9 protein-coding genes are annotated in these 15892 nt (G+C 63.5%); 3 read left to right on the top strand and 6 right to left on the bottom strand.

Going from position 1 to position 15892, the window contains the following annotated elements:
* Window positions 1–20 precede the first annotated feature (20 nt).
* Together GGD40_RS32960 and GGD40_RS32955 are read left to right on the top strand one after the other, a co-directional pair.
* The gene (locus tag GGD40_RS32960) at window positions 21–2510 is read left to right on the top strand and encodes a glycosyl hydrolase 2 galactose-binding domain-containing protein (RefSeq protein WP_373565393.1); all 2490 of its coding nucleotides are present in this window, start codon (window positions 21–23) and stop codon (window positions 2508–2510) included.
* Complete coding sequence (locus GGD40_RS32955) at window positions 2507–4366, top strand: serine aminopeptidase domain-containing protein (protein ID WP_179746476.1); 1860 nt, start codon at window positions 2507–2509, stop codon at window positions 4364–4366. The genes GGD40_RS32960 and GGD40_RS32955 overlap by 4 nt, the downstream gene beginning before the upstream one ends.
* Before the next feature lie 29 nt (window positions 4367–4395).
* Here the strand turns inward: GGD40_RS32955 and GGD40_RS32950 are convergent, their stop codons facing one another.
* Window positions 4396–5721 (bottom strand): sigma-54 dependent transcriptional regulator, encoded by a 1326-nt coding sequence (locus tag GGD40_RS32950; RefSeq protein WP_179747132.1) that lies wholly within the window; start codon window positions 5719–5721, stop codon window positions 4396–4398.
* Between the two features lie 555 nt (window positions 5722–6276).
* Here GGD40_RS32950 and dinB point away from each other — a divergent pair.
* Window positions 6277–7422: a DNA polymerase IV gene (gene dinB, locus GGD40_RS32945; protein WP_179747131.1), complete on the top strand. Its 1146-nt coding sequence runs from the start codon at window positions 6277–6279 to the stop codon at window positions 7420–7422.
* A gap of 30 nt (window positions 7423–7452) precedes the next feature.
* On the opposite strand, the gene GGD40_RS32940 is transcribed toward dinB, so the two are convergent.
* The 5 genes from GGD40_RS32940 to GGD40_RS32920 form a co-directional block, all read right to left on the bottom strand.
* Complete coding sequence (locus tag GGD40_RS32940) at window positions 7453–8919, bottom strand: heavy metal sensor histidine kinase (RefSeq protein WP_179746474.1); 1467 nt, start codon at window positions 8917–8919, stop codon at window positions 7453–7455.
* On the bottom strand, window positions 8916–9602 hold the full coding sequence (locus GGD40_RS32935; RefSeq protein ID WP_179746473.1) for a heavy metal response regulator transcription factor: 687 nt from the start codon (window positions 9600–9602) through the stop codon (window positions 8916–8918). Before GGD40_RS32935 ends, GGD40_RS32940 begins: the two co-directional genes overlap by 4 nt.
* A gap of 88 nt (window positions 9603–9690) precedes the next feature.
* Entirely contained in the window at window positions 9691–11187 is a 1497-nt protein-coding gene (locus GGD40_RS32930) for an efflux transporter outer membrane subunit (protein WP_179746471.1), read from the bottom strand.
* A complete protein-coding gene (locus GGD40_RS32925; RefSeq protein WP_179746469.1) occupies window positions 11184–12407 on the bottom strand; it encodes an efflux RND transporter periplasmic adaptor subunit in 1224 nt (407 codons plus the stop codon). Before GGD40_RS32925 ends, GGD40_RS32930 begins: the two co-directional genes overlap by 4 nt.
* Window positions 12408–12429: 22 nt before the next feature.
* A complete protein-coding gene (locus GGD40_RS32920; RefSeq protein WP_179746467.1) occupies window positions 12430–15672 on the bottom strand; it encodes an efflux RND transporter permease subunit in 3243 nt (1080 codons plus the stop codon).
* Between the last annotated feature and the right edge of the window lie 220 nt (window positions 15673–15892).

Raw genomic sequence — 15892 nt, 5'->3', positions numbered from 1 at the left:
GACGAAGCTCCGGTTGGCAGATGTGCACGACACCCGCGAATGCCGCAGCGCGGCCGGACGCGCTGGCAGCGTTGAACTCGCTGGCGTGGATCGAGGCACCCGTGCCGGGAACGGTTGCCCAGGCCCTCGCCACGACCGGTAAATTCGATCCGCTCAAGACGGTGCCGCTGGCACACCGCGACTACTGGTATCGATTGCGCTTGCGCGGAACGGGTCGCCGCCTGATCCGCCTGCACGGGCTCGCGACGATCGCCGAGGTCTGGTTCGACGGCGCGCTGTTGCTGCGCTCAACCAGCATGTTCGTGACGCACGACGCCGCGGTCGAGCTCGGGCCGAATGCCGATGAGTTATATGTCTGCTTTCGATCGCTCGACCAGCATCTGAGCGCCTGTGCGCCGGTCAAACGCGCACGCTGGCGCACGCGCCTCGTCGATGTTCCGTCGTTACGTCAGGTTCGTACGACCTTGCTTGGACACATGCCCGGCTGGTTTCCTTCGATCGACCCGATCGGGCCGTGGCGCGCCATCGAGATCGTCGATCCCGAAGGACCGCCCGTTCTATGGCGACGCTCGCTGTGCTCGTCCCTGCGCGGCCGGGACGGTTTGCTCGAAGTCGAGATCGCGCTGGCCCAGCCCGTCAAAAGCGCGCGCGCTGCCCGGCTGACCTGCGGCGAACAGGAAACGCCCCTCACGCAGATCGGCCCCTGTACGTTCAGAGCCCGTCTCGAGGTGCCCGAGGCCAGGCTGTGGTGGCCTCACACACACGGCGAGCCCGCGCTATACGACGTCGCAGTGCACATCGACGGCGCAACTTTATCGCTTGGCCAGACAGGCTTCCGTACGGTGACTGTCGACCGCGGATCCGACGGACACGGTTTCGCGCTCTCGGTCAACGGCACGCCGGTCTTTGCGCGCGGCGCCTGCTGGAGTAGCGCGGCGCCATTGAGCCTCCACGCCGACGCCGCCACCTACCTGAACTATCTCGGTCTGGCGAAGACCGCCGGCTTCAACATGATCCGGGTCGGCGGCACGATGACCTATGAAGCCGATGAATTCCATACGCTTTGCGATCGCCTGGGCTTGCTGGTGTGGCAGGACTTCATGTTCGCGAATTTCGACTATCCCTCGCTCGACGAGGGCTTCGTCGCGCTGGTCGAGCTGGAAGCGGCACAGTTCCTGACGCGTCATGCGGGCAGCCCCTCGCTCGCGGTTTTGTGCGGCGGCAGCGAGATCGCGCAGCAGGCGGCCATGCTCGGCCTCAGCCCCGATCAACGACACGTCGAACTGACCGCGGCCACGCTCGCGAACGCGGTTGCGAAGCATCGCCCCGACGCCATCTATATCGGCGACTCGCCGCACGGCAACGTGCTGCCCTTCAGTCCACGCGAAGGTGTCTCGCACTACTACGGCGTGGGCGCGTACCTTCGCCCGCTCGACGACGCGCGCCGGGCCGATGTGCGCTTTGCCAGCGAGTGCCTCGCGTTTGCCAACGTGCCGTGCGAGGCGACACTGGAGACGATCGGCTCGCCGGCGCCGCACGAGCCGAACTGGAAAAGCGCCGTGCCGCGCGACCCAGGCGCATCGTGGGACTTCGACGACGTGCGCGATCATTACCTGCAGGAACTCTATGGTGTCGATCCGGCCCGCCTGCGCGGCCGGGAATACGAACGCTATCTGGAACTGTCGCGCGCAGTCGTCGCCGATGTCGTCAGTGAAACGTTCTCGGAGTGGCGGCGTGTCGGCTCACGTTGTTCGGGTGCGCTGGTCTGGCAGTTTCAGGACGTCGTGCCGGGCACCGGCTGGGGAATCGTCGACGCCTGTCTGCGTCCGAAGTCGTCCTGGTACGCCATGAAGCACACGTTGCAGCCACAACAGATTCTGCTGACGAACGAAGGCCTGAACGGCCTCGATGTGCATGTACTCAACGACAGCCCGCATGCACTGGATGCACGAGTCGAACTCGTGGCGCTACGCGACGGCAGCACCCCGCTCCTGCGCGCGGACCACTATGTGCTACTCGACGCGCACAGCGCCGTGGTGCTCAATTCCGCCGACCTGCTAGGGCGATTCTTCGATTTCACGTACGCCTACCGGTTTGGCCCACCCGAGCACGATACCGTGGTCGCGTCGCTCTATACGGCCGATGGCACGCTGCTGTCAGAGACTTTCTATTTCCCGGAACGAACCGGTCCCAGCGTGTTCGAGCGCAGAGACATCGGTCTCGCGGCGCACGCCGAGTATCGCGATGGACAATGTTTTGTCGACATCCAGACGCGATCGCTTGCGCGCTACGTGCAGATTTCCGCACCGGGTATGCGGCCCGAGGACAACTGGTTTCATCTCGCGCCAGGCGGCACGGCGCAAGTGCGTCTCGTCAGCGAGGCAACCTCCACGGCAAATACGTTCGCGCCGCCCGGATCCGATCCTGCACAGGCGAACGCCGGCGTCCCCCTTATCGAGGTGCGCGCGCTCAATTCCAGCAAGACCGTTCGTGTGAGGACCCGCGCTTGAAACCCATTGCATTCAACGGCTGCTTCGGATGGCTGCATGAGGGCAACACCGGCCGCGGTGTCGTGCTTTGCGAACCGCTTGGCCACGAAGGGATGTGGGCTCACAAGCTGGTGCGCGCGCTCGCGGAACGCCTGTCTGGAGAAGGCATGTGGGTCCTGCGCTTTAACTACCCCTGCGCGGGCGATTCAGCGGGCGACGACCAGGAAGACGGACGCTTTGCCCGATCCATCGCCAGCGTTCGTGACGCCATGGGTGTCTTGCGCGCGCATGCGCCGATCGATCATCTGACGCTGCTGGGGATCCGTGCGGGCGCTGCGTTTGCCATGCTGGCAGCCATCGATGAAGAGAGCGATGCGCAGTCTCGCGTCGATGCGCTGATCGCCCTTGCGCCGGTCGTACGAGGCCGCTCGTACCTGCGCGAGTTGTCGCTGGTGCAGCGTCAATGGATCGACACGACTTCGCCGGCCGTGCAGCAGGGGCATCGGCAGCAAGAAGGCATGAACGTGCTGGGACATCGTTACCCGGCCGATCTTGTCGATAATCTGAAAGCCCTTGATCTAACCGGCGTGACAGAAAAGGCCAAAGTGTTGCCTGAATCCGTTCTGCTGGTCGACATGGAGCGCAGCGACGGTGCGGCCCTCAAGAGCGTGCTGGATAGCCGTGGGGTCGATACCGCGATTCACGGTTTCCCCGAATGGCCGACAACCATGACGGAAGGCACACGATCGCGGCTTCCACTCGACGTAATCGACTCACTGACGCGCTGGCTCGTGGAACGGACCGTGACACCCAACGTAGCCGGGACTCACACCGCCAGGACGACGGCATGCATTGGCCACGACGCTTCGGTCAGCATCACCGCCAATGAGGTAACCGAACGTCTCGTCATGATCGGCTCGAATCAGCTCGCCGGCATGCTGAGCAGCCCCGCCCGCACGGTGTCCGTACCACCCGGTGCGCCAGCGTTACTAATTGCGAGTACGGCGTCCAATCCGCGCACTGCCGATGGTCGTCTGGCGGTCAGGCTCGCCAGGAAAGCCGCGGACCTCGGTTTCACCACGCTACGTGTCGACCTGTGCGGAATCGGCGACAGCGGCACCCAGGCGCCGGACGATCAATCCGGCGTTCCATACTCGGACCCTGTCATAGACGACCTTGCCGCGGCGGCGGACTGGCTGGCCGCGCAAGGTCACAAGGAAATTATCGCAATGGGCGTCTGCTCCGGCGCCTACGCGGCGCTGCATGCCGCGGTCAGAACACCCTCGCTCGCGGGCGTGATCGCGATCAATCTGGCTCGCTTCATCTGGCCACGGGGCATGACGCTGGCCGAGGCACAGAGGCAGCAGACCAACTCGGCCAAAGGCTATCTGGCCTCCGTTCGTAACTGGCGCAAATGGGGACGCCTGGTACGGGAAAGACGCGATCTGCGCCCTGTGCTGAAGTGGCTACGCAGACTCCTGGCCGCACGGCTGCGCTTACGAGCGGCACAGATCGCTCAACGTTTTGGCTGGCAACCCGATGCCAACAGCGAACAAGGTCTGCTGCACGAACTGGATCGACTTGGCATCCGGACATCGCTGATCTATGGCGAGTTCGATCCCGGTGTCGATGAACTGACTCGCCACTTCGGCCCGGTTCACCAGGCGTTCAGACAACTGCAGCATGTCTGCACGCACACGATCCGCGAGCTCGACCACGCGGTGTACAGCTCCTCGGGCACACACGCCGTCATCGATCATTGCGTGCGGATCCTCACCGGATGGGCCGAGCAGAAAACCCCCACGGCGTCAGACTGCGCAGCGTCCAGTAAAAAGAGCCGCAAGCTCGCCGCGTCCACCCGCATCAGCGACGCGTAACGATCCGCCGCTGGAGGCGCCTCCCCGGCCTACGAACTCACGCGTCGTGGCCGGGGAATGTCATAAGCGTCCATCCATCGGTAAAGCGTGGCGCGTGAAATACCCAACTCCCGTGCGGCGCCGGCAAGGCGCCCTCGATTGCGGGCGAGCGCAAGTTCGATCACTTCACGCTCAATCGCCTGCCGGGCGGCGGCCACCGACAGAGGCGCGGCCTCCCCGCTGCGTTGGAGCTCCAGATCTTCCGCGGTGACCATCCGCCCTTTCGCCATCACGAGTGCGCGGCGAATACGGTTGATCAATTCCCGCACATTGCCTGGCCAATCGTGCTTGTACATCGCGTCGATCGCGTCGGCTGAGAATCCTCGCACGCGATGCGGCGCGTCGGATTTGAAACGTTCGAACATATGCAAGGCCAGCAACTCGATGTCCTTGCCGCGTGAACGCAACGGCGGCTGCTCGACCCGCAGCACACACAGCCGGTGAAACAGGTCGGCGCGAAAACGCCCTTCGGTCATGGCGCCCTGCAGGTCGACGTGCGTGGCCGACACGATGCGGGTATCGACCGCCACCGGCTCGCTACCGCCCACTCTGCAGATCGATCGCTCCTGCAGGAAACGCAACAGGCTCGCCTGGCTGTCGATCGGCAGGTCACCGATTTCGTCGAGAAACAGCGTGCCGCCGTCGGCCCCTTCGATATATCCGATCTTGCGCGCATTCGCGCCGGTAAACGCCCCGCGTTCGTAACCGAATAGTTCGGCCTGCAGGAGTTGCTGCGGAATGGCCGCGCAATTGATCGCCACGAAAGGCCCGGCACTGCGCGGCGATCCCTTGTGGATCGCGACCGCGGTCAACTCCTTGCCCGTGCCGGTTTCTCCGGTCACCAGCACCGGTGCATCGGTGCGTGCGACCCGGCGTACCGCCTCGAATAGCTGCAGCATCGCGTCGCAGCTACCGATCATGCCTCGTTCGGCAGGGGCGAGCGTGGTCGTAAGCTGCCCCGTCAGCGTCGCCATTCCGTAAGCATGCCCCACGGCATCGGCAATCCGTTCGTCGGCCGACGGCAACGTGATGTAGTCGAAACAGTAGTCGCGCAACAAGGATCGCACGGACGGCATCTGCGCCTGCTTCGCGTCGACGAGCGCCACCCACGTGACATTGGGCAATCTCGCGCACATGGTCGATATATCGCGCAGTTCGTCGATCGGCACGGTGCTCAGATCGAGAATGCCGCCGATCGGCTCGCCATGCGCCTGAGCCTGCGACTCGCCCGTCGCCCCGACGGCGAACAGATTCCAGTTACGGCTGGTCAATTCGTCGCACAGAGCCCGCGATGGCGCGGGTGTCCAGTAGATCAGCGGGCGCCGTTCAGAGGGTTTCAATCCCGGTCTCTCTTGATCCAGCTCGTCATTCGTATCCCCATACTAGCGTCATTTAATCAGGCGGTCGTGGCGAGATAGTGCTTCAGATAGCGTATCGCCGTTGACCGGATGTCAATCTCGTGTGCTGTTTTTATGGCGCGGTAAACGACGCGCGGCGACCTCACGAACGGAGACCCATGGCGATGGCTGACTAGTGGCCGCAGCAGCCGGCCAGGTCTGCCGTGACAAGGGGAATCGTGTTGGTCATTTGCCCGGGTGTTACCTCGATTTCGCGCCGGAAAAGCGCCGACAAACAGGACTTCAATGGAGGTAACCGGAAATGGCCTTATTGGCCTGTCATGGTAATCGTTCGCCGCCGTCGCAAAAGTTAAATCTTGCAAGAAATGTCATGGCGAATTGCATCGAATTGTCAAATGATGGGGATCGTAGTCGGCCGGAGACGGGCTAAACTATCGTCGCACTTTACAACTCAAGCTATGCGACTCAAGTTGACCCGCGAAACGATTGAACGCCATTTTCAGGTATCAAGGCATGCCAGATGACAGGCGGATAGCCCACATCGACATGGACGCATTCTTTGCGTCCTGTGAACTGTCGCAGTACCCCGAGCTACGAGGCGAGGCAATGGTGGTCGCCGGTCGTCGTTCGGATGCGCCGCGCACCAATCCGGACGGCACGCGTGAGTTCTCCCGGTTGCGCGACTACACGGGTCGAGGCGTCCTGACGACCGCAACCTACGAAGCACGAGCGTTCGGCGTTCACTCCGGCATGCCCACGATGAAAGCGGCCCGGCTGGCGCCGAACGCCGTTCTCCTGCCGGTCAACTTTGAACTGTACCGAACCTACTCGCGTCTGTTCAAGGATGCGGTTCGATCGGTCAGTTCGACCATTCAGGACGTTGGAATCGACGAGGTCTACGCCGACGTCTCGCTCCTGAATGGCGAATCGGAGGAAATCGCGCGCCAATTGAAGTCCGCCGTGTTCGAAGCAACCCAACTCACCTGCTCGGTCGGCATTGCGCCCAACAAGCTTCTCGCCAAGCTATGTTCCGACATGCGCAAGCCAGACGGCGTCACGATCCTGAGGCTCGAGGATTTGCAATCCACGATCTGGCCGATGGCCGCGAGCAAAATCAACGGAATCGGCCCGAAGGCCGGCGCCAAACTTGGGGCGTTGGGCATCACGACGATCGGTGAAATCGCGGCGCGCGACGAGCATTGGCTCGTCGAACACTTTGGATCGAGCTACGGATCGTGGCTTCACAGGGTCTCTCATGGTCTTGATGACAGGCCCGTGGTGACGCATAGCGAGCCGGTCTCGATGAGCCGGGAGACCACCTTCGAACAAGACTTGCACGCCGTGCAGCACAGGCAGGAACTGGGCGCCGCGTTTACTCGCCTCTGCGAGCAGGTGGCGCTGGATTTGCAGCGAAAAGGCTATCTGGCGCGGAAGATCGGCATCAAGCTGCGCTTCAATGACTTCAAGACGGTAACGCGCGACGTCACGCTTGCGGAACCCATTGCCGACGCAAAAGCGCTGCGTCGTGCGGCGACGCAGTGTCTGAAAAGGGTCGAGCTTTTGAAATCCATCCGGCTGTTAGGCGTCAAGGCGGGTAACCTCCAGCGCGTCGGAGAGGTGTTGGACGACAAGTCGCCCCAGTTCACGCTGGATTTCTAGTGCACGGGTCTTGCTGCCGCGCCTGCCGGTTCAGGCGGACTTGCCTTTCACCAGCGACGAATAACCCGTCGCCTCGGCCGCGACATGGGCGCTGTTGCCGGTAGCCGAACGCATGCTCGGCAACGCCGTGTCGATCTGCGAGGCCGCGATCGAAAACGAAAACGTGTTGATGCCATTCGCGCTGTGCGCCGACACGGTGCCGCGATGCATCTCCGCGATCGCCTTCACGATCGCCAGACCGAGGCCATGGTTTTCACGGCTATTCGTGCGCGAGACTTCCGCGCGATAGAAGCGGTCGAACAAATGCTCGAGCACGCCGGGCTCGATCGGCTCGCCGGGGTTGGCCACCGCCACGCGCACCTGATCGTCGTGGCGCGCGATCGTCACGCTGATCGCCGCGCCGGGTTCGCAGTGCTGGATCGCGTTCATCAGCAGATTCGTGCAGGCGCGGCCGAATAGCGAGCGGTTCACGCGCGTCTGCGCGTCGCCACGAAGCGTGGCATGCACGCGCGCTTCCTCGAGCGGGATCTCGAGAAACTCCAGCGTATGCGCCACTTCCGCGGCCAGCGACACCTCGACGAGACCCGTCGCGCGTTCGCCCTGATCGGCGCGCGCGAGAAACAGCATGTCGTTGATGATCGCGCGCATCCGCTCGTATTCTTCGAGGTTCGATTGCAGCGTATGACGCAGATCGTCCACCGAACGATTGCGGGTCAACGCCACTTCGGTCTGGCCGATCAGAATCGTCACCGGCGTGCGCAGTTCGTGGGCCACGTCCGCATTGAACGATTCGAGGCGGCCATACGCGCCGTCCAGCCGTTCGAGCGCACCGTTGAATGAATTGGCCAGGTCGTTCAGTTCGAGCGGCAGCGAGGCGGTATTCAGGCGCTGCGAGCGGTTGTTCGGACTGACGGCGGAAGCGTCTCGCGTGAGGCGCGTGAGCGGCGCGAGACCGAGACGCGTCACCGAATAACTGAGCAGCAGCACCGCGAGACTGCCCAACGCGGACAACGCGGCGAGCGCCGAGCCGAATACGCGCATGGTGCGAATGTTCGGCGAATAGCTCGCGGCCACCTGCAATTGCAACGGCGGGCGCGCGTCGTAAGACGGGATCGTCACCGTGGAGGTCAGCATGTCCTGGCCGCCGCCGGCCGGCTTCACGCGCGCGTAACCGCCCGGCCAGTTCTTCACCGCCGTGCCTTCGACCGGCTGCCCGTAGTGGAAATACGGATCGGTACTCGATACGGAGTACACGGTGCTACCGTCGTGCGGTGTCATGTCGGTGAGTTTTTCACGGCACATGCGCCACTTTTCCGGCGTCACGGCGTGATAAACGATGATGCGCGCGATCTGCACGCGATCGTCGAGCGACTCGCGCAGATGGTGTTCGAGTTGCGTGCGCAACACCACGAAGAGTCCCGTGCCCACCAGCGTGAACACGGACAGCGCGACCAGCGCGAACATCAGCGCGAGGCGGCGGGCGATCGATCGGTTCATGACTGCTCAGCCTCCTCGCGCACTTCGAGCACATAGCCCATGCCGCGCACGGTATGCAGCAGCTTGGACGGAAACGGACCGTCGAGCTTCGCGCGCAGGCGTTTGATCGCGGTCTCCACTACGTTCGTGTGGCTGTCGAAATTGACGTCCCAGACGAGTTCGGTGATCGCGGTCTTCGACAGAATGTCGCCTTGCCGGCGGGCCAGCACGCTGAGCAACTGAAACTCTTTGGCGGTCAGGTCGAGGCGTACGCCGTCGCGCGTCGCACGGCGGCCGATCAGATCGACGAACAGATCGCCCACTGAAATCAGCGTCGATTCCTGCGAGCGCGTGCGGCGCGCCAGCGCATGCAGCCGCTCGACCAGTTCGAGGAACGAAAACGGTTTGGTGAGGTAGTCGTCCGCGCCTTCGCGCAGGCCGCGCACGCGGTCGGTCACATGGTCGCGCGCGGTCAGCATGATGACCGGCGTGGACTTGCGCATGCGCAGCGCCTTCAGCACGCTGAAGCCGTCGCGTTTGGGCAGCATCACGTCGAGCACGATCACGTCGTAATCGAATTCGGTGGCGAGATGCATGCCCTCCTCGCCATCTAGCGCGACGTCCACGACCCAGCCCTGCTCTGTCAAACCGGAGCGCAGATAGTCCACCACCTTGTGCTCGTCTTCAACAATCAGCAATTTCATGCGCGTCCCCTTGTCTGTGCATTATACGAAACGCCTCGCATTGCTTGCGCATCCCTCTCCCACCCATGCCTGCTCATGATCGGCCGGCTCACCGCGCGGGAGCCATCGCCTCCTTCGCGTCGTTCGATTGTGCGTCTTTCGAGGTGGCCGCCATCGCCGTGCCGGCCTCCCAACCGCCGCCCAATGCCTTGACCAGCGCCACCGACAGCGTCATCTGCTGGCCGTGAATCTGCACGTCCTGGCGCTCGCTCGTGAGCAGCGACTGCTGCGCGGTGATCACGTCGAGATACGCGACGAGACCGCCCGAATAACGGTCGGTGGCGAGCGACAGCAGATGCTGCGCATCGGTCACCGCTTCGTGCGACTGCTTCGCCGCGCCGTCCAGCACCGACAGCCCGGTGATACCGTCCTGCACCTGCTGGAACGCGGTCAGCACGGTTTGCCGGTAGGTGGCCTCGTTGGCCCTGTAGCCTTCGCTCGCGAACTTCACGTTCGCCGCACGGCGGCCGCCGTCGAACAGCACCTGGCCGACCGTCGCGCCGAGCGTCCACATCAGCGTTGGCGCGCTCAGCAGGCTGGCGAACTGCGTGGCTTCCCAGCCGATGCCCGGCGTCAGCGTCAGGCTCGGGAAAAACGCCGCCTTGGCCACGCCGATCTGCGCATTCGCCGCAGCCATCGCGCGTTCGGCAGAGGCGATATCGGGCCGGCGTTGCAACACGTCGCTCGGCAGGCCGAGCGGAATCGCCGGCACCTGCGTGTCGAGCACCTTCGGCGCGATGGCGAATTGCGGCGCGGGTACGCCGACCAATGCGGCGATCGCATGTTCGAATTGCGCGCGCTGATTCAGCAGCAGTTGCGCCTGCACCTTGGTCGAGTCGAGCAGCGACTTCTGCTGCAACACGTCGAGCCCCGACACCGAACCGAGCTCATGCTCGGCGCTCACGTAATCGAGCGCCTTCTGCTGCAGTTTCACCGACTGGTTCAGCACGTCGATCTCGGCGTCGAGCTCGCGCAGCGAGAAATAGTCGGTGGCGAGGTCGGTGGTCAGCACCAGCCGCGCGTTGGCGAGGTCGTCGGCCGATTGTTCCGCCGACGCCGACGCGCCTTCCACCTGACGACGTATCCGGCCGAATAGATCGGTGTCGTAGTTGATCGTGGGGCCGAGCTGCACATTGTTCTGCACCGTCGACTCGGTCGGCGTCGCATAATTGGTCAGCGGACGATCCTTCGAAATACGGAAGCGCGAGCCGGAGGCCCCAAGGTCAACCTCGGGAATCTGCTGCGCGCGCGTATTCGCGAGTGTCGCCGTGGCCTGCGCATAGTGGGCGCTTGCGGCCACCAGCGTCTGGTTCTGCGCGAGCGCCTGGGTTTCCAGCGCGGCCAGCGCCGGATCGCCGAAACCGCTCCACCAGTCCAGCGCGATCGGCGCATGCGACGGCTCCGCCACCCGCCAGTACGAATCGGTCTGCCACGTGGGCGGCACCTCGGCTTGCGGGCGCTGATAGTCCGGCCCGACCGTGCACGCCGCCAGCAAGGCCGCGCCCGCGAGTGTCGTGATCGCCCGGCATGGGCCTGCGACCCTCACGACGCCCCCTTGCCGTTTTTCTGCGGCTGGGTGATCTGCACGTGATCGCCGTCCGCGATCGAATCGCTCGGGTTGATGATCACCTTGTCGCTCGCCTCGATCCCGCTTTCGATTTCGAGCGACTGTCCGAGATCCTGCGCGATCACGATCTTGCGCAACTGCACCTTGCCCTGCCCGTCGACCACGGCGAGCCGCGGACCTTCCGCGCGGAACAGCAGCGCGTTGCCCGGCACCATCAGTTGCGCATGGGCCACCGCCGGCACCGCGACCTGGACGTACGCGCCGGGGCGCAGCTTGTCGTCGGGGTTCGGCAGCGTCACTTCGATCTGCAACGAACGCGTGGGCACGTCGATCGCGCCGGACATGTGCGTGATCGTGCCGTGGAATTGCTGACCGGCCAGTTCCGCCTGCGTCACCACCACCTTCTGATCGACCGAGACGTTTTGCGCGTAAGCCTGCGGCAATTGCACATAAACGCGCAGCGGGTCCGACTGCGCCAGCGCGAACAGCGCGCGGCTCGTGCCGCTGCCCGCGTCGATCAGGTCGCCGACGTCGACGTTGCGTTGCGTGACCACGCCGGCGAACGGCGCGACGATGCGCTTGAACGATTCCAGTTGCTGCAGACGTTTGACATTGGCGTCGGCCGCGGCGAGGTTGGCGATGTCCTGCGTGTACGTGCTCTGCCGTTCGTCGAGTTCCTGTTGCGACACCGCGTCGCGCTGACGCAATTGCTGCCAGCGGTCCAGCGAACTCTTCGCGAGGCCGAGACTCGAGCTGGTTTGCTGACGCTGCGCCAACGCCTGCGCCAATTCCTGATCGATTTCCGGCGTGTCCAGATCGGCCAGCAGTTGCCCCTGCTTCACCCGCGCGCCGATATCGGCGTACCAGTGCAGCAGATAACCCGTTGAGCGCGCATAGATCGGCGACTCCACGTTGCCGCGCAAGGTGCCCGGCAACAGCGTGTCGCCGCCACCCGAGGTCTGCGTCGGACTCACCACATTCACGTATTGCGTGGCGTTCTGTTTGGTCGTCTCCGCCACCGAACGGCTCTGCAGCACGTCCGCGATCACGGTGCGCAACGCGCCCACGGCGAGCAGCGCCAGCACGATCCAGATAGCGATTTTGGCGCGCTTCCATTCGCGATGGCGCGGCGGCAATGCGTGCCCGCCTTCGGTCTCTCGCGCGGGGATCGCTAGCGATGCATGGGTTTTTTCGGTCATTTCAGTCAGCCATCATTTAACTTTACGCGGGCTTGGCAGCGCCGCCGTGGTCCGGCGCGGGGCCGTCGTTGCCATTACCGTTACCGCCGTCGTGGCCGCCCGAGTGGTCCGCATCGTCGTCTTCACCGTGGCGCCGCGCGAGCCGGGTATGAATACCCGCGAACACCAGCGGCACGAAAAACAGCGTGGATACCGTGGCAAACAGCAGACCGCCGATCACCGCGCGGCCGAGCGGCGCGTTCTGCTCGGCGCCTTCGCCGAGGCCGAGCGCCATCGGAATCATGCCGATGATCATGGCGAAAGCGGTCATCAGCACCGGGCGGATCCGGCTCGCACCGGCTTCGAGCGCGGCGGTGAGCGGCGGTGCGCCGGCCGAGAGCCGCTGGCGCGCGAACGACACCATCAGAATACTGTTGGCGGTCGCCACGCCCATCGTCATGATCGCGCCGGTCAGCGCCGGCACGCTCAGATGCGTGCCGGTCAGAAACAGCATCCACACAATGCCCGCGAGCGCCGCCGGCAACGCGCTGACGATGATCAGCGGATCGACCCACGACTGGAAGTTCACCACGATCAACAGGTACACCAGCACGATCGCCATCGCCACGCCAATACCTAGCCCGAAGAACGAACTGCGCATGGTCTGCACCTGGCCGCGCACAATGATCTGACTGCCGCGCGGCAGCGACGCGCGCGCGTCGTTCACCAGCTTGTCGACCTGGCTCGCCACGCTGCCCAGGTCGCGGCTTTCCACGCTCACGTACAGATCGATCACCGGTTTGATGTTGTAGTGCGTGACTTCCGCGAACTGACTCTGCGGCGACACACGCACCAGGTTGCCCAGTAGTTGCGTCGGCCCGTTGGCCGAGCCCGACACGGGCGTGCGCAGCAATTCGTCGATCGACGACACCTGGTACTGCGGCGTCTGCACCGCGACGCTGTATTCGACCCCGTTGCGGTTGTTGAACCAGAAACCCGGCGACGTTTGCGAGCTGCCCGACAACGAAATCAGCACGTTTTGCGCCACGTTGCTCGCGCTCAGATTGAGCTGCTGCAAACGGGTGCGATCCATCTGAAGATTGATGGCCGGCTCATCCAGTTTCTGCTGGATGTGCGTATCCACCGTGCCGGGAATCATGCGCACCTGCTTCATCAGTTTGCGCGCAATGTCGAAGTTGCCCTGCTGATCCGCGCCGGAGATCTGCACGTCCACTGCGGCCGGCAAACCGAAGTTCAGAATCTGCGTGACGATGTCGGCCGGCTGGAAGAAAAACTCCACGCCAGGAAAACGCTGCGGCAGAAGCGTGCGCAACTTGTCCATGTAGGTTTGCGTCGGCTTATGGTCTTCGTTCAGCGCGACCTGGATCTCGCCGTCGAGCGTGCCGATCGTGCCGGCATTGCTATAAGAGAGATTGATACCGCTATACGGCAAGCCGAGGTTGTCGAGAATCGTGCCCAGTTCTTTCGCGGGGACGACCTCGCGAATCGTCTTCTCGACCTCGTCCGCGAGACGCGCGGTTTCCTCGATCCGGGTGCCGGTCGGCGCACGCATATGCAGGCGGATATCGCCCGCGTCGACACTCGGAAAGAAGTCTTCGCCGAGCACGAAAACCAGCCCCATCGAGACAATGCAGAAGCCGAGGAACAGGCTGCCGAAGCGTCCGCGCCGCACCAGCACGCTGCTCAGAATCATGATGTAGCCGGCGCGCATGCGCTCGAAGCCCTGATCGAAGCGGTGATAGATGCGCATGAACGGATTCGGTTTCGCACCGGCTTTCGGCTTGTGCGCGTGGCCCATCAGCAGCATCGCGAGGGTCGGCACCAGCGTGCGCGACAAAATGTACGAGGCGAGCATCGCGAACACGACCGCTTCGGCGAGCGGCACGAACAGATAACGCGCCACGCCGGTCAGGAAGAACATCGGCACGAACACGATACAGATACACAGCGTGGACACCAGCGCCGGAATGGCGATCTCGCCCGCGCCGTCGAGAATCGCGTCGTGCAGATTCGTGCCCATATGCAGATGCCGTTCGATATTCTCGATCGTCACCGTCGCATCGTCGACCAGGATCCCGACGGCGAGCGCGAGCCCGCCGAGCGTCATGATGTTGATGGTCTGCCCAAGCGCGTGCAATGCAATCAGCGAAGACAAAATCGACAACGGAATCGAGATCGCGATGATGCAGGTGCTGCGCCAGTTGCCGAGAAACAGCAGAATCATCGCGGCGGTCAGCGCGGCGGCCACCAGCGCCTCACGCACCACGCCTTGCACCGCGGCTTTCACGAACACCGACTGATCGAACAGCGCCGTCACGTTCAGGTCCGGCGGCAAAGAAGCGCGCGCGCTCGGCAGCAGGTCGCGCAGCGTATTGACGATCGACAGCGTCGACGCGCTGCCGTTCTTGAGCACCGAGATCAACACGCCGCGGTGGCCATCCTGACGCACGATATTGGTCTGCGGCGAGAACCCGTCGCGCACGTGCGCGACCTCGCGCAGATAGGTGGTCGCGCCGTTGAGCGTGCGCACCGGAATGTCGTTGAGCCCTTCCACCGTGGCGGGCGAGCCGTTCATGTTGATCGTGTATTCCTTCGGCCCGATCTTGGCCGTACCGGTCGGCAGAATCAGGTTCTGCGCGTTAAATGCGCTGACCACGTCCGAGGGCGTCAGGCCTTTCGCCAGCAACGCCCGCGTGTCGAGGTCGACCGAGATCAGCCGCGACTTGCCGCCGTACGGATATGGCACGGCCGCGCCGGGAATCGTCACGAGTTGCGGGCGCAGGAAGTTCAGCGCGGTGTCGTTGAGCGCCTGCTCCGAGAGCTTCGGGCTCGACAGACCGAGCTGGATCACCGGAATGCTCGAGGCCGAATAGCTGATCACGAGCGGCGGCGTCGCGCCCGGCGGCATCTGCTTGAGCTGCGCCTGCTCCACCGCAACGGTCTGTGCGATCGCGGTCTGGATGTTCGCGGTGGGTTGCAGGAAGATCTTCAGAATCGCGATGCCCGCCAGCGACTGCGACTCGATGTGCTCGATGTCGTTGACGGTGGTGGTCAGACTGCGCTCGTTGACCGAGGTGATACGGTTGGCCATGTCTTCGGCCGACAAACCGGTGTAATTCCAGATGATGCTGACCACCGGAATATTGATTTCCGGCAATACGTCGACCGGCGTGGTCAACAGCACGAACGGCGTCGCCAGCAAGATCAGAATGGCCATCACGATGAACGTGTATGGCCGTTTAAGCGCAACGTTAACAATCCACATGAAACGCGCCCGAGAGAATGCTGGTAAGGGATGGTTGAATCCAGCACATATGCTAGATCGCTAGCACCAACACCTGCATGGCGTGAAAATGGCGGAACCGTCAGGAAGGTTAATGTAAGGCGAAATGCGTTTGAAACACCGCCGTAGTTGGCGTAGAGCAAACGTTTGTTGAATGAAGATGGGCGCGCTTGGCGACATTTGAAATCGCCTGTCTCGCGCG

Source organism: Paraburkholderia bryophila, assembly GCF_013409255.1.
Classification (GTDB): Bacteria; Pseudomonadota; Gammaproteobacteria; order Burkholderiales; family Burkholderiaceae; genus Paraburkholderia.
Note: the sequence above shows the minus strand (reverse complement) of the source record. Positions and strands in the feature narration are given on the sequence as shown.

Excerpts from the sequence above, each read along its gene's own strand:
- GGD40_RS32935 (WP_179746473.1), bottom strand. The coding sequence starts at position 9,602 with ATGAAATTGCTGATTGTTGAAGACGAGCACAAGGTGGTGGACTATCTG.
- dinB (WP_179747131.1), top strand. The coding sequence starts at position 6,277 with ATGCCAGATGACAGGCGGATAGCCCACATCGACATGGACGCATTCTTT.
- GGD40_RS32920 (WP_179746467.1), bottom strand. The coding sequence starts at position 15,672 with ATGTGGATTGTTAACGTTGCGCTTAAACGGCCATACACGTTCATCGTG.
- GGD40_RS32925 (WP_179746469.1), bottom strand. The coding sequence starts at position 12,407 with ATGACCGAAAAAACCCATGCATCGCTAGCGATCCCCGCGCGAGAGACC.
- GGD40_RS32960 (WP_373565393.1), top strand. The coding sequence starts at position 21 with ATGTGCACGACACCCGCGAATGCCGCAGCGCGGCCGGACGCGCTGGCA.
- GGD40_RS32940 (WP_179746474.1), bottom strand. The coding sequence starts at position 8,919 with ATGAACCGATCGATCGCCCGCCGCCTCGCGCTGATGTTCGCGCTGGTC.